Source organism: Mesorhizobium sp. M7A.F.Ca.CA.004.06.1.1 (assembly GCF_003999135.1).
GTDB lineage: Bacteria > Pseudomonadota > Alphaproteobacteria > Rhizobiales > Rhizobiaceae > Mesorhizobium.
Genome location: NZ_RZPQ01000734.1, coordinates 1 through 2955 on the forward strand (window position 1 = coordinate 1; position 2955 = coordinate 2955).

The 2955-nt window shown below is 65.0% G+C and carries 1 protein-coding gene; it reads left to right on the forward strand.

From position 1 onward, the window contains the following. On the forward strand, window positions 1-2955 hold a 2955-nt coding region (locus EN906_RS29215), incomplete at both ends, for an indolepyruvate ferredoxin oxidoreductase family protein (RefSeq protein WP_164777441.1).

Sequence of the window (2955 nt, forward strand, 5' to 3'; positions counted from 1 at the left end):
GCTGATGCAGCGCGAGCGTGATCGCCGCGCCGGCCTGAACACGGCCGGTTTCGTCTCCGGCTATCGCGGTTCGCCGCTCGGCGGCCTCGACATGCAGCTTTGGAAGGCGAAGAAACAGCTCGCCCAGGCTGACATCGTCTTCCAGCCGGGTCTCAACGAGGAGCTTGCCGCCACCGCTTGCTGGGGAACGCAGCAGACGGAACTGCTGGGCGAGGGCACTCATGACGGCGTCTTTTCGGTCTGGTACGGCAAGGGACCGGGTGTCGATCGCTCAGGCGACGTGTTCCGCCACGCCAACCTCGCCGGATCGTCGAAGCATGGCGGCGTGCTTGCGCTGATGGGCGATGACCATATGGCCGAATCCTCGACCAATGCGCACGCCACCGAATTCCTGTTCGTCGACACGATGGTGCCGATCCTCAATCCCGCCGGTGTCCAGGAGATCATCGATTACGGGCTCTACGGCTTTGCCATGTCGCGCTTTGCCGGTACCTGGGCGGCGATCAAATGCGTCAAGGACAACATCGAATCGACGGCCTCGGTCGATGCCTCGCTCGAGCGGCTGAACATCGTCGTGCCGGATTTCGACATGCCATCAGGCGGTCTCAACATTCGCCACGAGATCGATATGCTCGGTCAGGAGGAGCGGCTGCATGAGCACAAGCGCGCCGCGGCTTCCGCCTTCATCCTTGCCAACGGGCTGAACCGCATCGTCTATTCGGGCGGCCGCAACCCGAAGATCGGCATCATCACGCTGGGCAAGAGCTATCTCGATGTCCGTCAGGCGCTGGAGGACATCGGCATCGACGAGGCGGCCGCCAACCGCATCGGCGTGCGGCTGTTCAAGGTCGGCTGCCCCTGGCCGCTCGACCTGCATCACATCGCCGATTTCGCCCGCGGCCTCGACACCATTGTCGTCGTCGAGGAGAAGCGCTCGCTGATCGAAGTGCAGCTGCGCGAAAGCCTTTATGGCACTGCCACCCAACCGGTCATTATCGGCAAGAAGGACGAGCGCGGCGACTGGCTGTTTCCGGCCAAGGGCGCGCTCGATCCCAACGAGATCGCCATTGCGCTTGGCGAGAGGATCGTCAGGACCATCGGCCCGTCCGAAGAGATTTCGGCGCGGGTGGCGAAGCTGCGCCAGTTCCAGGCAATGCTCACCGAGGCCACCGACATCGGCTCGCGCACACCGTTCTTCTGTTCCGGTTGCCCGCATAATTCGTCCACCAAGGTGCCGGACGGCTCTATCGCCGCGGCCGGCATCGGCTGCCACTTCATGGCGCTGTGGATGGACCGCAACACCGTCGGTTTCACGGCCATGGGCGGCGAGGGCGCGCAATGGGTCGGCCAGGCGCCGTTCTCCAAGCGCGAGCACATCTTCCAGAATCTCGGCGATGGCACCTACAACCATTCCGGTACGCTGGCGATCCGCTTCGCGCTGTCGAGCGATGCCAACATCACCTACAAGATACTCTACAATGACGCCGTCGCCATGACCGGCGGCCAGCCGCACGAAGGCGGCCTGACCGTCGACATGATCGCCAGGCAGGTGCGCGCCGAAGGCGTCGACCGAATCGCCATCGTCACAGATGAGCCCGGCAAATATGCCGGCAAGGCCGAATTCCCGGCCGGCGCCACCATCCATCACCGCGACGACCTCGATCTCGTCCAGCGCGAGCTGCGCGATGTCAAAGGCGTCTCCGTGCTGCTCTACGACCAGACCTGCGCCGCCGAAAAACGCCGCCGCCGCAAGCGCGGCACCTTCCCCGATCCCGACAAGCGGGTCTTCATCAACGAGCTGGTCTGCGAGGGCTGCGGCGATTGCGGCGTGCAGTCGAACTGCGTCTCGATCCAGCCGGTCGAGACCGAATTCGGCCGCAAGCGCAAGATCGACCAGTCGAGCTGCAACAAGGATTTCTCCTGCGTCAACGGCTTCTGCCCCTCCTTCGTCACTGTGCACGGCGCCAAGATCCGCAAGGCCGAGGGCCTTGCCGGCAAGGCCGATCCGCTGGAAGGCGTGCCCGTGCCGGCGCAATTCCCGCTTGGCGAGCAGGGCTGGGCGGCGATCATCGACGGCGTCGGCGGCACCGGCGTCGTCACCGTCGGTGCGGTGCTCGGCATGGCGGCGCATCTCGAGGACAAAGGCTGCGGCATGATCGACATGGCCGGCCTCGCCCAGAAGGGTGGCTCGGTGTTCACGCATGTCCGCATCGCCCGCACGCCGGACGACATCCATGCCATCCGCGTCTCGGCCGGCAAGGCCGATCTGGTGCTTGGCTGCGATCTCGTCGTTTCGGGCGCCAAGAAGGTGCTGACCGCAGTGCGCGAGGGCCACACCATCTTCGTCGCCAACACCGCCGAGATCATGCCTGGCGAATTTGCCCGCTCGGCGGATTTCTCGTTGCCGATAGGCCGCCTGAAGAAGGCGATCCGCGCGGCCGCGGGCGACGACAAGGCGCATTTCTTCGACGCCACCCGCACCGCCACGGCACTTTTCGGCAATTCGCTCGGCGCCAACATGTTCATGCTCGGCTTTGCCTTCCAGCATGGCGGCCTGCCGCTGTCCGCCGAGGCGGTCGAGAAGGCGATCGAGCTCAATGGCGAAGCCGTGGCGATGAACGTTGCCGCGTTCCGCTGGGGACGTCGCGCTGCCCATCAGCCGGAATTCGTGCGCGGCCTCGTTGCCCAGCCGGGTCCAGCCGTCGCTGGAAAGGCCGGCCCGGGCACGGATGTCGCCGAGACACTGGACGATATCATCGCCCGCCGCGTCGCCTTCCTGACAGCCTATCAGAACGCCCCCTATGGCAGGCGTTATGCCGAAAAACTGGCCGTTTTGCGCGCCGCCGAAGCGAAGGCCATACCTGGGTCGACCACGGTGTCGCAGGCCGCCGCCAGGAACCTGTTCAAGCTGATGGCGATCAAGGACGAATACGAGGTGGCGCGTCTTTACACGGA